Genomic DNA, 22,222 nt, shown 5'->3' on the forward strand with positions numbered 1-22,222 from the left:
GCAACCTTGATACCTTGAAGCTAAAATCCTCTTTTTCAGGACGACCAAATTTTAATCAGTACCTGGCGCTCAAGATTTCCAAAGGCCGTGGACATTGCAGTATTCCCGGGCGGTAACATTTGCAGGACAGCCTTTGAAAATGGCTTCCGGGGTCTGACCGGGTTTCAGATAGGTACGGCAGGATGTATCCCCGTCGATAACTTCAATCCATTCAATATAATGTTTTTCCTCCATGGGGTGGGGATTAGACCCTACTTTGACTTTGATGCCTTCGGCCGTTGTTTCAATCACGGGGACATGTTTTTCTTTTCCCTCATCCGCACTTTTTTCTTCAAAAAGGACCATTTCCGCACCGCAGCAAACCAGGTTTCCATCGGCACCGTGAAGAACCTCAACAACATTTCCGCAAAGTTCGCATTTATAGATCTGTTTTTGTTCAGCCATGTTTCCTCCTTAATTTTATTTAAGCTTTGTTTTGTGCAAGTGAACCCTTTGTGTAAATGATTCCCGGCTAATTTGATACGATCAAGATTACAGGGAAGGCGCTTAACCGTAAATCAGGGTTTCCACCCATTGGCACCGGTATGACTATGTAGTTGCAAATATACATCATTTTCCCCATTGAAAAAAACAGGGACGACGCCTTATCTTTAAGTTGTGAGCATGAGAACCGAAGGTACGGAGAAAAAACCTGACCGTCAAAGGAGATTTAATTGGCACGGAATCCAGGTAAAAAAGAGAGGTGTTTTCAACCGTTTGCCACGATCCGTATTTTAGGGCCGCAATCCGGCAACGGTTCACGAAGAGCGGCTGAAGTTATGGCATCCCAGTGTTTGGCAATCATTTCATTCGCCATTTTGAGAACTTCGCTGCTCAACTGCTCGGCATGGTCTGCATGCCGGGCTTTTAAATCCTCAAGCTGCGCGCGGATGACCGAATCGGTTACGGTTTCAAGTGCTTGATCATATGTCCGGACCGCCTTGGTTTCCAGCTGAATCAATTGGTCCAGTGTTTTTAATGTTCTTTTCTTGTCCATACACACCTTCCGATTCCTTAAAAAAAGCGTTGAAGGTCTTCTTACCCCGTGCCGTATGATCCTTTAACTGCCAGATCATCATTCAACTCTCTTCAACCCGGGGTCATTGATGCCACTATTTAAATACAAAAAGCAACGCGTTGTATATGTGGGAAAACCCCCATACCTGCAGTTTAATTCCTGTATGTATTTGGTTCGTATGCCACAAAAGATACGATCTATTCTGTCGTGGCCGCATCAATATCAATTATTCTGCTGCTTAAAAGATAGGGGCGGGTTTTATACCGCTGAACTTTCATACATTTGAGCAGCAGCTCCTTCAACCTTTCCGTACTTTGAAGAATGTGGGATACGGGTTCCTTAAATCCGGAAACACCAGGCTGTCTGTTCAATTCTTCGGTTAAAATTTCGCAATACCCGGAAATAATCTGGACAGGCTGGGCAAATTCATGGCAAACGGCCCCTGCCATCTCAAGTGCCCCGGTCAACCGTTCTGTCCGTTCAGATTCTCCGGGCTCGGCATCGCTGTGTACCAACCGTCGAAGCATTTTTGAATATTGGACGGCATGCCTGATTTCAGAGCGAAATATATGGCTGTCCCAGGGTTTTTTTATAAATCGAAAAACCTGCCCTTGATTGATTGCACTGATGGTTGCATCAATATCTGCATAGCCCGTCATAAGCACCCTTACCGTGGCAGGAAGCATCTGTTTCATTTTTTCCAAAAAAAACGTACCTTCCATTTCCGGCATTCTCAGATCTGAAACAACAACCGTTGGCTCAATTTCGGGGGCTTCTTTCAGTGCATTGGCAGGAGACGAGAACAAAAAGCATTTAACCGGCTCCTGTTTAAAAATTCGCTCAACTGACTTTAATAATTTAATATCATCATCAACGATCATAATTTTATCGTCCATTGCATCTCCTGTTTATTTTTAAGGAAGGAAGTACATCTGAATATTATTGACAAATAACCATATAAGCAACAAAAGAGTTTGCTGAGGTATTGATTTATTCAAGTGGCCCAGGACGACAAATTGTGGCAAAAAAAAATCGATAAAAGGTCTTTATTTTACGATTTTCTTAATATATTCTGTGTGAGTTAGCATATAAAAAGCGGCTCTTTCTCCTCAGATTGCTCACTTCAGACACAGAAACGTGAGTTTTATCCTGTTGATATGGTCTTTTTTATAGCCGATACGAATTTGTAGCCGATACGAAAACGTAACATAGGTATTTATAAATAGATAGCTGTAGTGACGCCCGGGGCATATTTTCAAGTATTGAACGAATTAATTGTTTTATATCGTGCTTAGATAACTTATCAACATTTCGACATTTTCCGAAGGATAAAGTCAAAACCGTGATGATTTTTTTGTTGGATATGACCGAAATGATCAGTAAAATTGCGCTTCAGCGATTGAAACAAATCGAGTTAAATGACCCCAAAAAATAAAACGATACAGTATCTGAACAAAAACCTGGAAATTTCGCCGGGCATTGTAACAGAAGAATCGCTGGTTGGATATCTCGTATTATTGGCCAAATTTCCAAAAGCCATGAAACACGTAAAACAGATAAAAATGAAAACCAGATAAAAAAATATAGAATCAAAGGAGAAATGAATGAATGAGCAAACCAACAGCATGAATAAGGCAGTAGCCGACATGACCATAAAGACAGGTAAATATCTGACATTCTCGTTAGAGTCGGAAGAGTATGGGATTGGTATTCTTAAAGTCAAAGAAATCATCGGTATGTTACCAATCACTTCGGTCCCCAGAACTCCGGAATTTGTTAAAGGCGTCATAAATTTGCGGGGAAAAGTAATCCCCGTAATTGACCTTCGGTCAAAATTTGACATGAAATCAATTTCTTACAATGACAGGACCTGCATTATTGTTGTCGAAATCGATGCGTCGGATTCCACTGTTCTAATCGGAATTGTGGTTGATACCGTCTCAGAGGTTTTAAATATAAAAGAAGATGAAATTGAGGAAACCCCGGCTTTTGGCACCAAACTGGATACAAGATATATCCTTGGCATGGCTAAGCAGGATGGGGGCGTTAAAATTCTTTTAAATATAGATAAGGTCCTTTCGTCCGACGAAATGACTGCCATTCAAAATGCTTCATAACTAAATGTTTTAAAAAAATAAAGGAGTTTAAGATGAAAAACCTGAGTCTGGGATTAAAAATCACATTTGGATTTGCAGTATTGATCATTATTGCCGTTGCCCTCGGTTTAATGGCCGTTGTGAACATGCGAACGGTAGGAACAAAAAGCACGATGCTGGCCAAAGAATATATACCCGAAGTGGCAGTCGCCATGGAATTAAGTGAGGCGGCCGACGAGGTGGCGTTTGAAATGAGAGGGTTTGGGTATACGGAAGATAAAAAGTTTTATCAATTGACTCAGACGGCAATGGATTCTGTTGACATGGCCCTGCAAAAGGCACGTGAACTTGATGACAACTCCCCAAATTTAAAAAAGCTTAAATCTCAGATTGATATCGCCTCTAAAGCGGTTGAAGAGTATAAAGCGTTGATCAGGCAAACCGTTGATACCGGTGCCAAACTTGCTGTTAATAGACGGACAATGGATGAGTCAGCAAAAAAGTATATGTTAAATTCCACTGAATTGTTAAAGGGCCAGAATGCAAAATTCAAATCCGATCTGAATGCCCGTCAGCAGAAGATCAAACTTGCCACCGATCTTGTTCATATTGGTGCCGGCGTCAGGGTCATCAATTTTAAAGCCCAGGCAGCCAACGATACAGGCCTTATGCAAAAAGCAATTTCACAATTGGACGGCATTGCCGAACCGGTAAATGAATTAAGGGCCATGATCCGTGACAGTGAAGACATTCAAAGGCTTAAATCCATTCAATCTGCGGGGCAAACCTATCAGAAAGCGATGGAACAATTTATGATGGAATTTAATCGCGGCAGTCTGGCAGACAAAAGAGTGCTGAACAGATACCGGGACCAGATGGATGAAAATGCCGGAATTTATGTGTCCAGCTGTGATGCGTTTCTTGAAGGGCAGCACGAGAAGTTACAGAGGGATATGCTGGAAAGAAATACAAAGATTACAATGGTGAACGATATTGTTACCCTTGGGAATGAGGCACGAATAGGGGCTTTTAAATCCCAGGCATTGAGAAGCCCTGAACTCATGAAAACAACCCTGGATATTTTTGCACAAGTAGATCACAAGCTTGAAGAATTGGAAAAAATTACACGGGGGCCTGAATTCTTAAAGCGGATAGAGGGTATTGATGCAGCCGGTTACGAATACCATGCCGCTATGAAGGATGTTCTTCAAAATTGGGTTACCATGCAGGATCTGGGGCTTAAACGCGTGGATGCCTCAGACAAAGTTACCAATGCGCACAAAACCATGTCGAATGCCGGAATCGGCGCAACCAACACCATTGCCAAGGATGCTGTGGACGCGCTTTCAAATGCATCTGTTCTCATGATTATCGGATTGATCGTTGCACTTATCGTCGGTATTCTTTGCGCATTTTTTATCACACGCAGCATTACCAAACCGATTAACAAGATCATCACCGGCCTTAACGAAGGTGCCGTGCAGGTGGCCGCGGCCTCCGGGCAGGTCTCCTCCTCCAGCCAGTCCATGGCAGAAGGTGCATCACAACAAGCCGCATCCATCGAGGAGACCTCTTCATCCATGGAAGAGATGTCGTCCATGACCAAGAAAAATGCCGAGAATTCAAATCATGCCGACGGGTTAATGAAGGACGCCAATGCGGTTGTGACTACTGCCGGCCAGTCCATGAATGAATTAACACGATCCATGGAGGATATCTCCAAGGCTTCAGAGGAAACTTCAAAAATAATAAAAACCATTGATGAAATCGCTTTCCAGACCAACCTGCTCGCTTTGAATGCCGCCGTGGAAGCCGCTCGTGCCGGTGAAGCGGGCGCAGGCTTTGCCGTCGTTGCCGATGAGGTCAGAAATCTGGCGATGCGTGCGGCAGATGCGGCCAAGGATACGGCAGCACTCATAGAAGACACGGTCAAAAAGGTAAACGATGGTTCCGGCATCGTATCATCAACCAGCGAGGCATTTTCCAAAGTGGCGGAAACCTCGGCCAAAGTCGGTGCCTTGGTCTCAGAGATTTCTGTGGCATCAACGGAACAATCCAATGGTATTGAAGAGGTCAACAATGCCATTAGTGAAATGGACCGGGTTGTCCAGCAAAATGCAGCCAATGCCGAAGAGTCGGCTTCAGCAGCAGAAGAGATGAGCGCCCAGGCCGAACAACTTAAAGAGTATGTTGATAATCTTGTGCTGCTGGTTACAGGTAAAAGCAATGCCAATCGCAAATTGGATGATTACCACCCTGCTAGACCGGTAGCTAAAAGCATCCCGGGCAAAACAACCCATAAACCAAAAACCAGGGATCACCACCTGGATTCAAGCCGTCCGGATCAAGTAATCCCGTTTGATGACGACGAAACATTTGAAGACTTTTAGTATCATAAAATTGAGGTGCAAAACGGGTCGGGGAATTTATCTCCCCGGCCCTGTGCCGGCGGCATCCTTAAAAATTTGACGAGAACTTTAAAAATTTGGAAAAGCCAATGTCTTATGAAAACATAATCGAAACGACAGAAAGGCTGGCATCAGAATTAATTTTATTCGACCCGCATCAGCTGGAGTCGATCAAAACACTGTTGCCCATTCTCAAGAGCATACATACGCAATGCAAATCGTTGGAACTATCGTCAGAGGCTGCGCAGATTCTGAAGGCCAGACACATTATTGATACCATCATAAAAGACGGCCCCCCGGTTGGAAACGATTTGTTGTCAAATCTTGACATGATTGTTTCGGATTTCAGCGCGAAGCTGAAAAACATGGGTCAAAAAAAGAGTGACGCGTCATTTAGCCCAAAGCAGTCCCAATCCCATGGCCAACCCCCAAACGGCGAATACAAAAAGTTAGAGGAAAAATTAAATGAGCTGTCAATGCTCATCGCCGGATTCTGTCCGGGAAAAGACCACGAGATAGGAGAAATGATTCGTAACCTAGACGGCCTTATCAACATTTCTGAAACGATTGAGCCGTCTACTTTTTATGATATTTCAAAGTTATGTAAACAATATTTGGAGAAAATGGACCTTAGCTGTGCGTGTAACACAAAGCCGGTTGAAGAAGGAATTGTGTTGTTAAAGTCCATATTAAGTCATTTAAAAAGGAATGAACCTTTTACCTTTGATTACTCCGATGTTCTTGAGCTTTTAGAAGAACACCTTGCAACCAACGAACCATGCTATGACTGTATCCAGGAGTCTTCGGAAGATGAGTATCCACAAAACGAGCCCGAATCCGGCCCTGAACAGAACAGTGCGCCCGAAAAACTGTCCGAGGATGATATAGAAATCCTGACCGACTTTATATCAGAGGCAGAAGACAATCTGAACAACATCGAAGTCTCTCTAATTGAGTTGGAGCAGGATCCTGAAAATACTGATATCATAAACGATATTTTCAGGCCGTTTCACACCATAAAAGGCGTTTCCGGATTTTTATCCTTAGATAAAATCAACCGCCTGTCCCATGCCACGGAAAATCTTTTGGACAGTGCAAGAAGCGGAGATTTCATCATTAACCATTCCGCCACAGATGCAATTCTTGAGTCAGTTGATTTGTTAAAACAGCTTATCGACAGTGTAAAACAGGGGCTTGCTACCGGTCACCAACAAGAGGACGGCCACATAGACGTAGAAATTTTGAGGGATAAACTCAAAAGGCTTCAGATTTCTTTGACTAAAGGGGAAAAAGAACCCATCGGTGAAATTCTTGTCAGGAAAAAGGATCTCAGCAAACAGGATGTTGAGCATGCATTGGAAATCCAGAAAAAGCATCCGGAAAAAAAATTCGGTGAAATTCTGATCGAAGATAAAAAGATCGCTCCGTCCCAGGTCGCTTCAGCGTTAATGGAACAAGCAACGTTTAAAAAAAGGGTCGATTCCCAAGTTAAAGTCAGCACCCAGAAATTGGACGATCTTGTGGATTATGCCGGAGAACTGGTGATTGCCCAGTCGATGCTGCGACAGCAAACCATGGAAAATTCCGCTTTGAGCCAGACCGTTGCACAATTGGGGCAGATTGTAAACAATATGCAGAATATTGCCATGTCCATGCGTATGATACCCATCAAAGCCACATTTATGAAAATGATTCGCCTGGTAAGAGATTTGTCCCGAAAATCCGGCAAACAGATCAACTTATCCATGACCGGAGAAGAAACCGAAATTGATAGAAATGTGGTGGATGCCCTTTATGAGCCCATGGTTCATATGATCAGAAATGCCTGTGACCACGGGATTGAATCCGTACAGGAACGCACGGAAAAGGGGAAACCTGAACAGGGAAGTATTGATCTTCGTGCCTATCATAAAGGCGGGAACATTGTCATTGAAATTGAGGACGACGGCAAGGGACTGGACAGGGAGAAAATACTTAAAAAGGCAACAGCCACCGGGCTGATTACCGGAGAAGAGCAGATGACGGATGCCCAGGTTTTTAATCTGATTCTCTCACCCGGATTCTCAACAGCCAGCCAAATTACCGATATTTCCGGCCGGGGCGTCGGCATGGATGTGGTTAAAGAGGGGATTGAAAAGTTTCGCGGCCATTTGAATATTGAATCCGAAAAGGGGACCGGTTCCCGATTCATTATCAGTCTTCCGCTGACACTGGCCATTATCGACGGTATGCTGGTCAGGGTTGATAGCGAAAAATATGTTATTCCCACCATCGCCATTCAAAAGGCATTCAGACCTGGGCCGGGTGAATATTTCACCGTAGAAGGAAAAGGCGAGATGGTTAAAGATCGCGGCAATCTGGTTCCTCTAATCCGATTAAATGAAATCTATGAAACAAGCAATCATCCTAAATCCGTCGAACAAAGCCTGGTTGTCGTTGTTGAGTCCAAGGAAGAAAGACGCGCCTTTTTGATTGATGAACTTTTGGGCAAAGATGAGTATGTCATTAAAAATCTTGGCGGGAATATGGATGATATCCGGGGTATTGCCGGCGGTGCGATTCTGGCGGACGGAAAAGTCGGACTGATCCTGGATGTTCACGGCATCTTTTCCATTGTCTCGAAAAAATAGGGACTGTGGCTGCAGAAATGAGATGAGGATATGAATAGATGAAACAAATTGTCGGTGTTGCAGATATGAAAGTAAGCAATAATCCCGCAGATGATGTGATCACCTACTCTCTTGGATCATGCATAGGACTGGTTATTTATGATCCGGTTGCAAGAGTCGGGGGAATTCTCCACTACATGCTTCCGGAATCCGTCATAGATAAGGAGAAAGCCGCCAGAAAACCATTTATGTTCGCAGATACAGGTATTCCGCGCCTGTTTAAAACAGCTTACGCAATGGGCGCAAAGAAGCCCAGAATTAAAATATTTGTCGCCGGCGGTGCCGAAATTCTTGATCAGAACGGTTTTTTTAATATCGGAAAACGCAATTACCTGGCGTTAAAAAAAATGTTTTTTAAAAACAAAGTGATGATCGATAAGCAGGAAGTGGGCGGGAACATCAATCGAACGGTCCGCATTGAAATTGCATCGGGCGATATTTTCCTTAAAACATCAGGATCCAAGGAAGTGAGAATATGACGGCACTGGATAAAATGATTCGTGAGATAAAGGATTTAACGCCGATGCCGGCCGTTGCCAACCGCCTGATCGAAATTGTTGAAGAACCGGACAGTTCAATGAACGATATTGCCCAAATAATTCACTACGACCCTGTTATGACCGTAGACATTCTTAAAATCTGCAACTCAGCATATACGGGGTTAAAGACGCCTGCCGAGTCAATTAAAGATGCCGTGAATATGCTGGGTACCGATCAGATAATTGAATTGGCACTGGTGAAATCAAGCGCAAAAGTCCTTTCCGGACGTCGAAAAGGCTATGGCCTGGAACAGGGGGATATGTGGCGGTATTCAGTCTCTTCTGCCGTTATTGCCAAACAGGTTGCCGTGCGACTGGGACTTAACAACAAAAGTACAATTTTTACCGCGGCCCTCATCAAAGACATTGGTAAAATCATATTGGAGAAATATGTATTCCAGGACTTAAAAAAAATTAATACCCTTGTAAAAGAATCCGGATACAGTTTCAGAGAAGCGGAAAAAAAGATACTTGGCATAGATCATGCTGAGATGGGCGCATTGATCGGCAAATTATGGAAATTTAGCCCGCGGATGATCAAGCTTATTCACCATCACCATCTCAGAGATGAATCCATGATGAACGATAAAGAGATCGCAGCTGTATATCTGGCAGACTGCATTTGTATGATGGTGGGCGACGGCGTAGGGGCGGATGGATTGTCATATCGGTTCAAGGATCAGTTAATGAAAATGCATGGCATTACCCACTCGGATATAACTTATATTATAGCTGAATTTGGGGTCAACATAAATGAAGTGAATGTTTTGTTAAAAATGGCTTAATGACGGCCATGGCCGATCTGATTTATCAAAACCCGGACTCAGCTCACAACGAAAGTGATAAGATCTATTGGAACATAAAGATCTTTCTCATAAAAAAATTAAAGGGAAGCAAATGTCTTATTCAATATTGATTATAGATGATTCAATGCCCATGAGGACCGTTTTAAAAAGATCTCTTGCGGCAGCGGGATACGGCGGTGCCAGGATACTTGAAGCATCAAACGGCAAAGAGGCGTTAACGGTACTGGCAGGAGACTGGGTGGATCTGATTATGACCGATTATAACATGCCGGAAATGAATGGGCTCAGCTTTTTACAACAAGTAAAATCCGACGCACTGTTCAAGGAAATTCCGGTGGTTGTCATTTCCACCGAGGGCAATGATTCAAAGATTAAAGAATTTATGGATACCGGTGCTGCCGGCTATATCACCAAGCCGTTTACCCCTGAGGCGCTCAGGGATTTAATTGTCAGTATAATTGGAGAGGCTGATTATGAAGAAAGTATTGATGACAGCGATGACGAATTCGATTTCTGAAGTCATGGAGACCATGTTTTTTATGCCGGTTGAAATCGGTCCCGAGACAATTCTAAATAATTCCGGCATTGACCTGAATACGGCTTTGGCATGCCGGTTGAGCTTCACCGGAGATATCTGCGGAAATATAGATGTTATTTCACCGGAGACTCTGGTTACGGAACTGGCATCCAATTTTCTGGGCGAAAGTAAAGAAGATCTGACGTGGGAACAGCAATTTGGGACATTGTCTGAGATGCTCAATATGGTGTGTGGAAATGCCCTGAAAAATGTAAAATGCGAGTCGCCTTATAAACTGGGCCTCCCCGAAAAGATTACCGGTAGTGATCTGGACGGCTCTGCAGAATGCACATTGATTGAAACCATGGATTCAAACATGGCGATGTTACTGTCTATGTGAATCAATAACGGCCATGGCCGACCTGGTCTATCAGCACCCAGGCTCAGCCCACAACGAATGTTGAAAAATCTGTGTAGCTTACACAGACTTAGAAAAGTACAAAAGGGCCTCTTTCAATGCCTAATGAAATTAAAGTACTTGTGGTAGATGATTCAGCCGTTGTCAGGAAGGTATTTAAAGAACAACTGTCCCGGCACCCGGACATTACGGTAATTGATACGGCCCCTGACCCGTACATCGCCCGGGATAAAATTGTTAGATTAAAACCGGATGTTATTACGCTGGATATAGAAATGCCGCGTATGGATGGAATTACTTTTTTAAAAAAATTAATGAAGTATTATCCGCTCCCAGTCATCATTGTCAGTTCTTTGAGTACAAAAGGAAGCGACCTTGCCATGGAAGCGTTAGCCATTGGGGCATTGGAAGTGATGGCAAAACCCGATAACGCCTATTCGGTAGGAGATGTCAGTGTGCAGCTCGCCGAAAAAATCAGGGCGGTGCATGCAGCCCAATTTCCCCGACGCGGTCAACAACACAATTCAATCCCCCCCCAAAAAATCGTATCCATGGCACCGTCTAAAAACACCAATAAAATTATTGCCATCGGCGCGTCAACCGGTGGGGCGGAAGCCATTAAGAATGTTCTGACCCAAATGCCGAAAAACTCGCCGGGTATTGTTGTTGTACAGCACATGCCGGCTCAATTCACCAAGTCCTTTGCCGGGCGGCTGAATGAATTGTGCCAAATGCGTATTAAAGAAGCAAAAAACAGGGATTCTGTAATAAGTGGTCAAGTTCTTATTGCCCCGGGTAATTATCACATGCTTTTAAAACGAAGTGGTGCCAAATATTTTGTGGCGGTTAAAACAGGTCCTCTTGTTCACTATCAGCGGCCGGCTGTGGATGTTTTATTTCGGTCGGTTGCAAGGCTCGCCGGGGCCAATGCTGTGGGTATTATTTTGACCGGTATGGGTAAAGATGGCGCACAAGGATTGCTTGAAATGAAAAAAGCGGGGGCGACAACGATTGCCCAGGATGAAAAATCAAGCGTGGTTTACGGGATGCCCAAGGAAGCACGATTGATAGGGGCTGTGGATTATGTGGAAGATATTCACAATATAGCAGCAAAGGCCTGTTCATTTTTTAAATAACGGCCATGGGCATTATTAAACATTGTTCAAATACTGTTGGATGAATCAAAACAGTTGAAGAACGAAAAAAGAGAGAAGAGTGACTAAAATGAAAAAAAATATATTGGATTCCCCAACAGCATTTTCTAAGGATGATATCATACGTATTATTAATGGGTTACCCCTTGCGGTTGTAGTGATTGACAAGGACCGAAAACTGGTATTGGCAAACAAGATGGCCTCCATGTTTGTAAATAAAGAGGGGGATCTTCTGGTCGGACAGGTAGTCGGGGCGGCCTTTGGCTGTATTCATCACAAAGATGTCCCCGAGGGCTGCGGATTCGGAAAAGAGTGCCTTAAATGCAAATTACAGATAACAGTGAATGATACCCTTGAAAATGATAGTGGGTCTTTTATGGTTGAGACGACCATGGCCTTTAATTCTATCGGCCGCAGGCATTTGAGAATAACAACCCAGCCCGTGGAATTGCAAAAAGGAAAGGCCGTTTTACTGTCAATTGAGGATATTACACAGGCAAAAAAATATGAGCATGCAAAAATAGAAAAGGAAAAACTGACAGCGGTAATTCGAACCGCAGGCGCCATATGCCATGAAATCAATCAGCCTTTAATGGCAATTTCAGGTTTTTCAGAATTATTAATTGACGACGTCCGCCATGGACAAATCCAGGAAGAAAATGTCAAGGAAATTAGAGACCAGGCAGAACGGTTATCTCAAATTACAAACAAGCTGATGGTCATTACCCAATACAAAACAAAAAAATATTTGCGTTCCGAAATTTTGGATCTTGACGCAGCATCTTCAAATGTTGCACCAGGTATTAACCCCAAAGAGGAAAATAAATGATGGAAAATAAAAAAATATTAATCGTTGATGACGAGCCCTCCATTTTAAGGTTGCTTTCCCAATTGTTTACTAAAGCCGGCTATGCTGTTTCCACCGCAGAAAATGCACAGGATGCATTGAAAATTATCGAAGAGAATAACATTATGGTCATGTTTTTTGATTTAAATATGCCGGTGATGAACGGTATGGAATTATGTAAGCGCGTTAAAAGCGTTAAGCCTATGTCTATTATCTATGCCATTACCGGCTATGCGTCTTTATTTCAACTGTCAGAATGCCTTGACGTCGGCTTTGAAGATTATTTTAAAAAGCCGGTAAATGTATCGACGCTGTTAAAGACGGCCGAATCCGCATTCGAAAAAGTAAACCGCTGGAAAAAAATTTAAAAATGAATTCAATACTGTTTAAACATAGTGAACTGAATGAATTAAAAGCGCTTGTGTTTAAAACCTGTGGCATTAATCTTCACGAGGGAAAGCTTGAATTGCTGAAATCCAAGGTTGCCAAACGCATGCGCATGACCCAGATGAATGTTCAAGAATACATATCACATTTAAGGTCAAATGAACGTGAGGTAATCGAATTTATCGATACGATAACAACCAATCATTCTTTTTTTTACCGGGAAAATAAAAGTATTGAACATATCGTCAAACAGTTTGCTTGCCACCCCAAAAGGGAAGTCAAACACTTCAAGGTATGGTGTGCGGCATGTTCCACCGGAGATGAACCTTACACTACGGCTGTCCAGTTAAAGGCTTTGGGTGTAACCTTTTCTATCCTGGCCACAGACATATCTCACTCCGTGCTGGAGATTGCCCAAAAGGGGATATATAAAGATGATAAAATCAAGCAGGTGCCCTTGTCTATCCTGCATCGTTATTTTCAGAAAGGAACCGGCAACTATAAGGGATATTTAAAAGTTAAGAAAGAAATACAACAGCACATCACCTTCAAAAAATTTAATTTGATTTCAGACCGCATCCCTCGCTCGGACTTTGATGCCGTTTTATGTAGAAATGTAATGATCTATTTTGATAATCAAACCAGTGAAGCGGTTGTAAATAAATTATACCAATCCCTTTACGCCGGGGGTTTTTTTGCCATCGGCAATGCTGAAAGTCTGATGAACATGAAGCATTCTTTTAAATCCGTGGCAGGAATACCCAGCCTTTATGTAAAATAACAAAGAAATTCAGACATAACCGTTTGAAATTACGTTACCCTGCTTGACAACCCACAACCGGAATCGTTGTGAGCTAAGTCCGGTATCGGACCAGCCCATGGCTGTTATTATAAAATCTGGCTCAGGAACAGCTTGGCGCGGTCATTTTTAGTGTGATTGAAAAATTCATCCGGCGTTCCCTGTTCAACAATGGCACCGTGATCCATGAAGATGATTCTGTCTGCAACTTCCCTTGCAAAACCCATTTCATGAGTGACAACAGCCATTGTCATCCCTTCTTTGGCAAGTTTGGTCATAACATCTAAAACTTCACCGATCATTTCAGGGTCAAGGGCCGAGGTCGGTTCATCAAAGAGCATGATTTTCGGGGTCATGGCAAGGGCTCTTGCAATGGCAACCCGCTGCTGCTGTCCGCCGGAAAGTTTACCCGGATATTCATCCGCTTTTTGTAAAATACCCACTTTTTCAAGCAGTTTTGTTGAAATCCCGGTGGCTTCTTCACGGGTTCGTTTTCTGACAACAAGCTGGGCAAGGTTCAGGTTTTCCATGACCGTTTTATGGGGGAAGACGTTAAACGACTGGAATACCATTCCGACTTCTTCACGAACCTCGTTGATATCGGTTGCCTTATCGTAAATATCAACACCATCAATGATAATTTTACCGGCATCAATGGTTTCAAGCTGGTTGATTGATCTTAAGAGTGTACTTTTACCGGAGCCGCTCGGGCCGATGATAACGACTTTCTCACCATCATGAATGTCCAGTGAAACGCTGTCCAGTGCTTTTAACTCGCCGTAGAATTTACTGACATTTTCTATATGTACAAGGATTTTGCTATTCATCGTCACTTATCTTATCCTCCATGATGCCCACAAGTTTTGACAAAATCAATGTGATTACAAGGTAAATAAGGGCTACCATTGTGTATGTTTCAAAATAATCGAATGATTCAGATGCGAATTCCCTGCCCCGCCTTAAAAGATCGGAAACGGCAAGGATTGAAACAAGGGAAGAATCCTTTAAAAGGGCGATAAATTCATTGCCAACAGGCGGCAGTATGGTTTTGACTGCCTGGGGAAGGATAACGTGCTTGGTTGTCTGTGACGAAGTCATTCCAAGCGATCTGGCTGCCTCGGTCTGGCCTTTTGGAATGGCATCGATACCGGCTCTGAAAATTTCGGCCATATAGGCACCGTAACAGATCGACATGGCAATGATTGCGCAGACTTCAGCGGGCAGTGAAACAAATTTTCCCAATGCAAAGTAGATGTAAAAGAGCTGAACCAGAAGCGGAATTCCCCTGATAACTTCAACATAAAGGGAGGCAATTCCGTTGATAAACCTGTTTTTGGAAATTCTTCCAAGCCCTGCAATCAGACCAAAAAACAGTGATAAAAAAATTGATGCGATGGTTACTTTGAAGGTGACATAAATCCCATCCGGTAGAAATTTTATTATGTCAAGATACGGTTCGGGTTTAAAATAGACGAGTGCGGCAATAGTTGATATGGCACCAACAAAGGTCACCCGCCAAGCAGTTAACAATCCGATATCATCTTTTTTGGGAATCGCCCCACCTTCGGAAATTTCTATTTTTTTGGGTTTTTCAGCACTACCAGACATTGGCATTTTTACTTTCTTTCCTTGTTTAAAAGCCTGTTCGACAACCATGGCTATGGAACTTTTTACGATACTATTAAAAAAGCCTGATCAAAAATGACCAGGCTTTGTGTACACAATTAAATTATTGCAGCCACTTTTTTTCAAGCTGCTTGTCGATACCTTTAGCCTGCACAGCCTTGATACCTTTGTTGATCAGGTCAACGAGCTCTTTGTTTCCTTTTTTAACAACGATGCCGTAGTTTTCTTCGGTAAACGGTTTACCGACAATTTTAAATTGACCTTTGTAGCTTTCTTTCTGAAGTGCATAATTAGCAGCGATTGGCGTATCACAAACAATGCCGTCAATTCTTCCTGCGGCCATGTCTTCAAAAGTAAGGCCGATCTCATCATAAGCTTTCAGCTCAACGCCTCCCACTTTCTTGATTTCCATTGCGCCGGTTGTACCAATCTGGGCACCTGCTGTTTTGCCCTTGAGATCAGCAACAACTTTTGCAGAAGACGCGGCGGGAACAACAAGCACCTGACCTGCATTGACATACGGCATTGAAAAATCCATTGCTTTTTTACGTTTGTCAGTGATCGTTACCGAAGAGATGATTGCATCGTATTTACCAACTTCCACACCGGCAAAAATTCCATCCCATGCAGTGTTTTTGATGACAACCTTAAATCCTGCTTCTTTGGCAACAGCGTTCATATAATCAATATCAAAGCCCACAAGATTTTTATTTTCATCAATCATTTCCATCGGCGGCCAGGTTGCATCCGATGCAACGGTAACAACTCTTTGATCTTCAGCGGCAAAAACGCTTCCGGGCATTGCCGTCAAACACAAAGAACAGATCGCCAACAGCGCTGTAAATAATCTAAATAGTTTCATAATACTCTCCTGTATCAATTAAGTTTAAAATTAATTTGACCTGATAAATACGCATTCGACTTTTTGAAGTCAAACGAAAAAGTTGCAGCGTTTTTTTTGTTTGCCTTTGTTTTTGAATTATGGTTAATAATCCAGCTTGATTTTAGTTGATGTTGAAACAATTTCAAAGAAAGAAAAAAATTTATATTATATTCAGTGCGTTTTGTGTCATGTGATAAAATATATGGTAGCCTGAAAAGGTACAGTGCTTAAAACAAGTGATGATTTTATGATGCTTCAAAATAAAAAATTAAGAATCGCCGGTGCATATATTCTTCTGATTTTAACAACATTTTTCTGGGGTGTTACATTTGTTGTTGTTAAAGATGCTGTGAATCAGGTGGACGTATTTGTTTTTCTTGCCCAAAGGTTTATTGCCGCCGCATTGATTCTTCTGCTTCTGTGGCCATTTTTAAAACGGCCGATAAACGGCAAAACCCTTTTAAAGGGTGGTGTTTTAGGGGTAATGCTTTTCGGCGGCTTTGCGTTTCAAACGGTGGCGCTTTTATATACTTCGGCATCAAATACGGCGTTTTTAACCGGGCTGAATGTTGTTTTTGTCCCCCTTTTATCTGCCGTTATTTTTAAAAAAGCCATTGCGGCAAAATCTCTTGCAGGTGCTGTGCTCGCCTTTATCGGGCTGTATCTTTTATGCGCAACAGGAACAAGCTGGTCTTTTAACAAGGGCGATCTTTTTGGCTTTGCTTGTTCGATCTGCATTGCGATTCACATTATATATACCGGGAAATATGCCCGGGAGTGTGATGTCTACTGGCTGACAACGATTCAGCTGGGTGTGATCGGTCTGCTGAGCCTGCTCATCGCATATTTTACGGGGCATGATGCACTTGCCTGGTATCCTGAAATTCGTGATGCCCTTATTATCTGCGTATTGTTTGCAACGATATTTGCATTTCTGGTTCAAACAGGCATGCAGCAATTCATCAGTCCGCCATCAACCGCTCTGATCTTCTGCCTTGAACCTGTTTTTGCAGCCGTTTGTGCCTATTTTTTGATTGACGAAAATATTGGCGTAAACGGCTTGATCGGTGCGGGGCTGATCCTTCTTGGGATGATTCTTTCGGAAATTAAGCTTAAAAAATTTAAAGGGTTCAGGTCTGCTTTTGGGGCATTATATTAATTCGGCAGCAAAATGAGATGGCCGGACCATTACCCATGGTGTATGCCTTCAAACGGAACACACCAAAACGGTTTAAAAACAATGGGAGAATCTGAATGACCGGCGGCAGCCACAATTTTGCCGGGTTCGGGCCGCCAGTGGAAAAACTGCCACCTGGGATCGGTCCGGCCGGTGCCGCTGAACGTGATTTGAATTTCAGTTTCAGTTGCATTGAAGGAAAAGCTGTTTAACGGTATGGATAGTCCCTTGCCAACCGCCTTGATATAAGCCTCTTTCAGAGTCCAGATATCAAAAAACAGTTTTCTTTTTTCAGCCCCTGATGCCTTTGAGACAAGAGCTGCTTCAGATGAAGAAAAAAATCGTTTGGCAATGGAAAGGTCCGTGCGCCGCCCCACATCTTCCACATCCACGCCCACGTCAGTATTTCGGCACAGTGCGCACACTGCTACGCCATGGCTGTGGGAGAGGTTGAAATGAATATCCGGAAATCCAACAAGAAAAGGTTTGCCGTGTTCATTGGTTGAAAAGCTAAGGGATTGCGGATCCTGCCGGGTCACCCCGGCAATCAAATACCGCACCAAGGCTCTGGACACCAGGCTGAGGTGACGGTCTGACGGCTTCAGGTACCGGTCCGCCTTCCGGATTTCAGCAGGGCAAAGACAGCTCCTGTATTGATTTAAAAGACAAGGATCTGATATCTGGTCTGCCCGGGTGTAGTATACATGGATCTGACCGGAATCCGGAGCGGAAAATTTCATCATAAATACGGCCTGCTTTTTTTTATTTTTCGTATCATCAGGTTTTAAAAGAATACTATCATACCATAAAAAAAATCCTTTTTAAGCTTTAAACCCATAGACTCAAAGCAACCGGCTTTGGGTTTGTAGATAGGATAATTTTTGTCAGCGATAACAAGGATTTTCAGAAATCAGGCTTGAAATGCTGTGTTAAGCAAGTTATTCTTTTACGTTTAAGTTTATTTTTACCTGTTTTAAAATTTGAGGCCAAAAGGAAAAAGGAAATTCAAATTTTTGTTCAGGAAAGTACATGGATTTATAGTTTAGTTAGGATAACAAAAGTAAAATGCAGTCCGTTTTAAAATCAGATCGTTGCGGGGATATTTTAAAATTTTCCGTCCCTGAAATTTTTTTTGGCAGAAACAGTCTAAAATACGCCGGCATGTGTGCCAGACGAATGGGGGCGGAAAAAATATTTCTGGTCTCTGATTCAGGCCTTGAAAAAACAGGGTGGTTGGAACAATTGCTCGATATACTTGCCCAGGAACAACTCAACTGGGTTTATTATTCTGATGTTCACTCCAATCCAAGGGACTGGCAGATTCAGCAGGGGGCAAGGCTTTACAAGGACCAGAATTGTGATGTTGTCATGGCCCTAGGCGGGGGCAGTCCCATGGACGCCGCAAAGGGTATCGCCCTGGTAGCCAGCAACGGCGGCCGGGTGAATGATTATGAAGGGGCCAACCGGATCCGTGACCCCCTTCCGCCTATGATATTCATTCCGTCAACCGCCAGCAGCGGATCAGATATTTCCCAGTTTGCAATCATCACGGACATGGAACGTAAGGTGAAGATGTCCATCATCAGCCGGACTCTTGTGCCTAATGTTTCCATCATTGATCCGGAACTTTTGACCACCAAGTCCAGGGAGCTGATCATTGCCGCAGCCTTAGATGCCCTGGCCCATGCCATTGAAGCCCATGTCTCCCGGATTGCCTCTCCCATGACCGAAGTCCACTCCCTTAAAGCCATTGAACTGATCTTCCATCATCTGCCTGCAGCTCTTGAAAACCGCTCCATTGACAACCTTGAGAAACTGAGCATGGCAGGAACCTTTGCCGCAATGGCTTTTTCCAATGCCAGTTTAGGCCTGGACCATGCTTTGGCGCACTCCCTGGGAGGGGTATTGGACACGGTACACGGCATTATTCATCCCATTCTTTTGCCCCAGGTCATGCGGTTCAACCTTAAATCCAGTACAGACGAAATTGCCCAGATCGGCCGGGTTATTCTTGGCAAAAGCCTTTCGTCTCCCCAAGAGACCGCTCTGGCCGGCATTGAAAAGCTGGAAGCCTATTTTGAAAGCCTTGAAGTCTCTACCAAATTACGGGATATCGTACCGGACCGGTCAAAACTTCAAAGTATCTGCGAAATGGCGGCCCTGGACACCTGCCTGCTGAGCAATCCAAGAAGCGCCAGTGTGCAGGAGATGCTTGAAATATGTGAAAGGGTGTGGTGATGAAAAAAACAACCCTTGATGATATTATCGGCCTTAAGTACACCAAACTGGGGTTTTTCCCAGAGGCAAAGCACAAAATGATCCAGCTTAAGGCTGCCAACATCAGGCTTGAGCGCAAAAGTCAGAAACTTCAAGCCATTTTAGACGGAATTTCCGATGTGATGGTTATCATGTCCCTGAATTTTACCATCATCACGGTAAACCGGCTTTTCTCAGATGTTTTCGACTGTAAGCAACCCGAAGGAAAGACCTGCTTCGAAGTTTTTACAAACAGGACCACACCTTGCCCGGACTGTCCGGTGGCCCTGTCTCTCAAAGACGGACAGGTCTGCCGCCAGACCCGGATTTATATGATCAAGGATAAAAAGCGGCAGTTTGAAGTGTCAGTATCTCCCATGACGGACGCCCATGGAAAAATCTTTAGATTTATGCTCCTCATGCGGGATGTGACCCGGGAAAAAGCGTATCAGGAAAGCTATTACTACTCCACGAAAATGGCCACCGTAGGACTGCTGGCAGCGGGTGTGGCCCATGAGATCAACAATCCTTTAACCTCTATCCACGGATTCTCAGAAGGCCTGAAACGGCGCCTGCCCAGACTTAGGGAGTGCCTTGAAAACAATCCCGGGACAGATGACCTGGCAGCAGATTTTAACGAATATATTGATACCATCATTGCCGAGTGCGACCGGTGCCGGGATATCGTAAAAAATTTGCTGACCTTCAGTCCGAGAAAACGAATTGATTTTTCCCGGGTGGATCTCAAGGAAATGGTCACCGATGTGATCAAACTGCTTCATTTCCGCCTCAGGCAGGAATCCGGTGTGACTATCGAGCTGGATATGCCTAAAGATATTCCAAAAATCAAAGGCAATGCCCCGGAGATCAAACAGGTACTGCTCAACATCATCTGTAATGCCATCGATGCAGTTGAAGGCCGGGGCCGCCTCGACATCTCTGTTGAGGTTAAAAAAAAGTGGATTGCGCTTTCTGTCCGGGATAACGGATATGGTATTTGTGACGAAGACATGGAACGGCTTTTTGACCCTTTTTTCACCACCAAACCGCCTGGAAAAGGGACAGGCATCGGCCTGTCCACCTGCTATAATATTATCCAGCAGCACCAGGGAAGAATATTAGTTGACAGTGAACCCGACAAGGGAAGCGTGTTCCATATCTGCTTTCCCCTTGAGGAAAAAGAGACAGATGAATAAACCCGAAGACCAAATCAATGTGCTTGTGGTGGATGATGAAAAACACATCCGCAGACTGCTGGAAAAAGAACTGTCTTCGCCCAGGCGCCGGATTACAACGGCCGGAGACGCCCAGGCAGCGCTTTGCGCCGTCCAAAAGACCCGGTTTGACGTCATTATTCTGGATATCATGCTGCCGGACGGCAACGGCATTGAATTAATGGCCCGTTTCCAGGAAGAGCTCCTGGCGGTCCAGATCATCCTGATCACCGGTTACGCCGATGTGGATGATGCGGTGGTCTCCATGAAAGCCGGCGCCTGCGATTATATCACCAAACCCTTTGATCTGGACCGGCTGGAACAGGTGGTTGAAACGGCATTCCAACGGGGCCTGGGGTACAAAAAAGAACTGCTCCGGCAACAGGGAGCCCTGCCGGCGAACACCAATTATCCGGATCAAATCATAGGGCATTCCAAAGCCATGGAGGAGATCCGTTTTCTTATCCGTAAGGCTGCCCCCACAAATGTTCCGATTCTGATCACCGGGGAGAGCGGCACCGGAAAAAATGTCATTGCACGTCAGCTCCACGCCCAGAGCCTGAGAAACCATATTCCCTTGCTCACCAAAAACTGTGCAACGCTCCAGGAAGAACTGATGCGAAGCGAACTTTTCGGATATTGCAAAGGCGCCTTTACCGGAGCAGAAGCTTCCAGGGAGGGCCTGCTGAGTATGGCCGATGAAGGCACCCTTTTCCTGGACGAAATCGGGGATCTCTCTGTGGGTGTCCAGGCCTCACTTTTAAGGGTGATGGAAAACCAGACCTTCCGCCCTGTGGGAGACAAAAATGAAACCCGGGTAAACATCCGGTTTATCTTTGCCACCAACCGGGATCTGAAAAAGGCGGTTGCCGATGGAACCTTCAACCAGGCACTGTTTCACAGGCTTAACGTATTTACCATCAACACCTTGCCCCTGCGCAAGCGAAAAGAAGAGATACCCGTGCTGGTGGAACATTTTATAGGGAAATTGAAGCCGAACTGCAAAATCTCAAAAAATGCCATGAACCTTCTTATGGGCTATGACTGGCCGGGCAATGTAAGAGAACTGCACAATGTCATTGAGCGGGGGATTATTCTTTCGGACAACATGGTTATCACAGAACGCTGCCTGCCCCTTGAGCTTTTGGATACCTCAAGCCGGGACAGAGAAGATGCACCCTTGTTTGCCTCCTTAAAAGAGGTTGAAAAAAAACATATATTGGCGGTAATGAATCATGTGGACGGCAACCGGTCTAAGTCGGCGGAAATACTAGGCATCAGCAGAAAAACATTGTATAGGAAATTAGCCGATATACCGGAATACGCCCAGGTCGATGGATAAAACGTGGGGGAGCCAGAATGCTCATGA

22 protein-coding genes are annotated in these 22,222 nt (G+C 44.1%); 15 read left to right on the forward strand and 7 right to left on the reverse strand.

Going from position 1 to position 22,222, the window contains the following annotated elements; all coding sequences use genetic code 11:
* Positions 1-69: 69 nt before the first annotated feature.
* The 3 genes from B147_RS0125810 to B147_RS0125820 all read right to left on the reverse strand — a co-directional run bounded on the left by B147_RS0125810 (position 70) and on the right by B147_RS0125820 (position 1,953).
* Positions 70-444, reverse strand: a complete 375-nt coding sequence (locus B147_RS0125810) for a desulfoferrodoxin (RefSeq protein WP_020590091.1) — start codon at positions 442-444, stop codon at positions 70-72.
* 304 nt (positions 445-748) lie between these two features.
* Positions 749-1,036, reverse strand: coding sequence for a DUF2383 domain-containing protein (locus B147_RS0125815; protein WP_020590092.1), 288 nt, complete (start codon positions 1,034-1,036; stop codon positions 749-751).
* 218 nt (positions 1,037-1,254) lie between these two features.
* Positions 1,255-1,953 (reverse strand): response regulator, encoded by a 699-nt coding sequence (locus B147_RS0125820; RefSeq protein ID WP_020590093.1) that lies wholly within the window; start codon positions 1,951-1,953, stop codon positions 1,255-1,257.
* A 708-nt stretch (positions 1,954-2,661) separates the two neighbouring features.
* Here B147_RS0125820 and B147_RS0125835 point away from each other — a divergent pair.
* From B147_RS0125835 to B147_RS0125890, 11 genes are all read left to right on the forward strand, one after another.
* Positions 2,662-3,174, forward strand: a complete 513-nt coding sequence (locus B147_RS0125835) for a chemotaxis protein CheW (RefSeq protein ID WP_020590096.1) — start codon at positions 2,662-2,664, stop codon at positions 3,172-3,174.
* Between the two features lie 32 nt (positions 3,175-3,206).
* On the forward strand, positions 3,207-5,543 hold the full coding sequence (locus B147_RS0125840) for a methyl-accepting chemotaxis protein (protein ID WP_020590097.1): 2,337 nt from the start codon (positions 3,207-3,209) through the stop codon (positions 5,541-5,543).
* Positions 5,544-5,650: 107 nt separating this feature from the next.
* The gene (locus B147_RS0125845) at positions 5,651-8,191 is read left to right on the forward strand and encodes a chemotaxis protein CheA (protein WP_020590098.1); all 2,541 of its coding nucleotides are present in this window, start codon (positions 5,651-5,653) and stop codon (positions 8,189-8,191) included.
* A 38-nt stretch (positions 8,192-8,229) separates the two neighbouring features.
* Positions 8,230-8,709: a chemotaxis protein CheD gene (locus B147_RS0125850; protein WP_020590099.1), complete on the forward strand. Its 480-nt coding sequence runs from the start codon at positions 8,230-8,232 to the stop codon at positions 8,707-8,709.
* Complete coding sequence (locus B147_RS0125855) at positions 8,706-9,554, forward strand: HDOD domain-containing protein (protein WP_020590100.1); 849 nt, start codon at positions 8,706-8,708, stop codon at positions 9,552-9,554. The genes B147_RS0125850 and B147_RS0125855 overlap by 4 nt, the downstream gene beginning before the upstream one ends.
* Positions 9,555-9,666: 112 nt before the next feature.
* The gene (locus tag B147_RS0125865) at positions 9,667-10,092 is read left to right on the forward strand and encodes a response regulator (protein WP_020590102.1); all 426 of its coding nucleotides are present in this window, start codon (positions 9,667-9,669) and stop codon (positions 10,090-10,092) included.
* Positions 10,049-10,492, forward strand: a complete 444-nt coding sequence (locus B147_RS0125870; protein WP_033397999.1) for a chemotaxis protein CheX — start codon at positions 10,049-10,051, stop codon at positions 10,490-10,492. Before B147_RS0125865 ends, B147_RS0125870 begins: the two co-directional genes overlap by 44 nt.
* A 116-nt stretch (positions 10,493-10,608) precedes the next feature.
* The gene (locus tag B147_RS0125875; RefSeq protein ID WP_020590104.1) at positions 10,609-11,646 is read left to right on the forward strand and encodes a protein-glutamate methylesterase/protein-glutamine glutaminase; all 1,038 of its coding nucleotides are present in this window, start codon (positions 10,609-10,611) and stop codon (positions 11,644-11,646) included.
* A gap of 88 nt (positions 11,647-11,734) precedes the next feature.
* Complete coding sequence (locus tag B147_RS0125880; RefSeq protein ID WP_020590105.1) at positions 11,735-12,493, forward strand: histidine kinase dimerization/phospho-acceptor domain-containing protein; 759 nt, start codon at positions 11,735-11,737, stop codon at positions 12,491-12,493.
* Complete coding sequence (locus tag B147_RS0125885) at positions 12,490-12,879, forward strand: response regulator (protein ID WP_020590106.1); 390 nt, start codon at positions 12,490-12,492, stop codon at positions 12,877-12,879. The genes B147_RS0125880 and B147_RS0125885 overlap by 4 nt, the downstream gene beginning before the upstream one ends.
* Positions 12,880-12,881: 2 nt before the next feature.
* The gene (locus B147_RS0125890) at positions 12,882-13,679 is read left to right on the forward strand and encodes a CheR family methyltransferase (RefSeq protein ID WP_020590107.1); all 798 of its coding nucleotides are present in this window, start codon (positions 12,882-12,884) and stop codon (positions 13,677-13,679) included.
* Positions 13,680-13,786: 107 nt separating this feature from the next.
* Here B147_RS0125890 and B147_RS0125895 read toward each other — a convergent pair whose 3' ends face one another.
* The 3 genes from B147_RS0125895 to B147_RS0125905 all read right to left on the reverse strand — a co-directional run bounded on the left by B147_RS0125895 (position 13,787) and on the right by B147_RS0125905 (position 16,185).
* On the reverse strand, positions 13,787-14,524 hold the full coding sequence (locus tag B147_RS0125895) for an amino acid ABC transporter ATP-binding protein (protein WP_020590108.1): 738 nt from the start codon (positions 14,522-14,524) through the stop codon (positions 13,787-13,789).
* Positions 14,517-15,311, reverse strand: coding sequence for an amino acid ABC transporter permease (locus tag B147_RS0125900; RefSeq protein ID WP_245569102.1), 795 nt, complete (start codon positions 15,309-15,311; stop codon positions 14,517-14,519). Before B147_RS0125900 ends, B147_RS0125895 begins: the two co-directional genes overlap by 8 nt.
* Positions 15,312-15,426: 115 nt before the next feature.
* Positions 15,427-16,185: a basic amino acid ABC transporter substrate-binding protein gene (locus B147_RS0125905; RefSeq protein ID WP_020590110.1), complete on the reverse strand. Its 759-nt coding sequence runs from the start codon at positions 16,183-16,185 to the stop codon at positions 15,427-15,429.
* Positions 16,186-16,453: 268 nt separating this feature from the next.
* On the opposite strand from B147_RS0125905, the gene B147_RS0125910 reads away from it, so the two are divergent.
* Positions 16,454-17,365, forward strand: coding sequence for a DMT family transporter (locus B147_RS0125910; RefSeq protein WP_211216967.1), 912 nt, complete (start codon positions 16,454-16,456; stop codon positions 17,363-17,365).
* Between the two features lie 29 nt (positions 17,366-17,394).
* On the opposite strand, the gene B147_RS0125915 is transcribed toward B147_RS0125910, so the two are convergent.
* Positions 17,395-18,126, reverse strand: a complete 732-nt coding sequence (locus B147_RS0125915; protein ID WP_020590112.1) for a 4'-phosphopantetheinyl transferase family protein — start codon at positions 18,124-18,126, stop codon at positions 17,395-17,397.
* Between the two features lie 322 nt (positions 18,127-18,448).
* On the opposite strand from B147_RS0125915, the gene B147_RS0125920 reads away from it, so the two are divergent.
* The 3 genes from B147_RS0125920 to B147_RS0125930 are packed head-to-tail and all read left to right on the forward strand — an operon-like array spanning position 18,449 to position 22,195.
* Positions 18,449-19,621 (forward strand): iron-containing alcohol dehydrogenase, encoded by a 1,173-nt coding sequence (locus B147_RS0125920; RefSeq protein ID WP_020590113.1) that lies wholly within the window; start codon positions 18,449-18,451, stop codon positions 19,619-19,621.
* Complete coding sequence (locus B147_RS0125925; RefSeq protein WP_020590114.1) at positions 19,621-20,835, forward strand: two-component system sensor histidine kinase NtrB; 1,215 nt, start codon at positions 19,621-19,623, stop codon at positions 20,833-20,835. Before B147_RS0125920 ends, B147_RS0125925 begins: the two co-directional genes overlap by 1 nt.
* The gene (locus B147_RS0125930; protein ID WP_020590115.1) at positions 20,828-22,195 is read left to right on the forward strand and encodes a sigma-54-dependent transcriptional regulator; all 1,368 of its coding nucleotides are present in this window, start codon (positions 20,828-20,830) and stop codon (positions 22,193-22,195) included. Before B147_RS0125925 ends, B147_RS0125930 begins: the two co-directional genes overlap by 8 nt.
* The last annotated feature ends 27 nt before the right edge of the window (positions 22,196-22,222 follow it).

The organism is Desulfobacter curvatus DSM 3379 (assembly GCF_000373985.1).
Taxonomy (GTDB): domain Bacteria; phylum Desulfobacterota; class Desulfobacteria; order Desulfobacterales; family Desulfobacteraceae; genus Desulfobacter; species Desulfobacter curvatus.